This window comes from Sulfitobacter sediminis (assembly GCF_040811725.1).
Classification (GTDB): domain Bacteria; phylum Pseudomonadota; class Alphaproteobacteria; order Rhodobacterales; family Rhodobacteraceae; genus Sulfitobacter; species Sulfitobacter sediminis.
On the sequence record NZ_JBFNXX010000238.1, the window covers coordinates 1 to 241 of the forward strand.

General features: G+C 65.6%; 1 protein-coding gene. It reads right to left on the reverse strand.

All coding sequences use genetic code 11. The features are described 5' to 3' along the window. Positions 1–241, reverse strand: a 241-nt coding sequence (locus AB2B41_RS23720) for an extracellular solute-binding protein (RefSeq protein ID WP_367880277.1), incomplete at both ends; no start/stop codon positions are given.

Consider the following 241-nt stretch of genomic DNA (forward strand, 5'->3'; position numbering starts at 1 on the left):
CATGCCGCACTTGCCCTGCTGGAAAAGCGACAGGTTCTCGTTGAAGCCGTTGGTGGCATAGCCCTCGGGGCCATTGTCGTTCAGCAGGGTCGAGAAGAAGGTCAGCGCCTCTTTCCACTCGGGCTGATCGAACTGGGCGGTCCAGTCCTCCTCGAACCAGCGCGCGCCGAAGGAGTTGGCGGTGACGGTGATCAAGGCACCGCCCTCGCCCCAGCCTGCCTTGCCGCGCACGCCGCTGCCG